The organism is Aminobacter sp. MET-1 (genome assembly GCF_026521175.1).
Taxonomy (GTDB): domain Bacteria; phylum Pseudomonadota; class Alphaproteobacteria; order Rhizobiales; family Rhizobiaceae; genus Aminobacter.
Genome location: NZ_JAMSHL010000189.1, coordinates 1 through 229, shown reverse-complemented (window position 1 = coordinate 229; position 229 = coordinate 1). Strand labels below are relative to the sequence as shown.

The 229-nt window shown below is 56.3% G+C and carries 1 protein-coding gene; it reads left to right on the top strand.

Translation table 11 applies throughout. The features are described from left to right. Positions 1-29: 29 nt before the first annotated feature. Positions 30-229 (top strand): LysR substrate-binding domain-containing protein (locus NDO48_RS29575; RefSeq protein WP_323848141.1); only part of this gene is annotated, 200 nt, incomplete at its 3' end.

Genomic DNA, 229 nt, shown 5'->3' with positions numbered 1-229 from the left:
GTTTCATGCAGCAGCACCCCGAGAGCCAGGTGAAACTGCATGTGCAGAATACTGCCAATATCGTGCACCAAGTGGCGCATTACGAAATTGACCTGGGTCTAATCGAAGGCGACTGCAGCCACCCGGACATCGAGGTACAAACCTGGGTCGAGGATGAGTTGGTGGTGTTCTGTGCGCCTCAGCATCACTTGGCCAAGCGCGGTGTGGCGACGATGGAAGAGCTGACCCA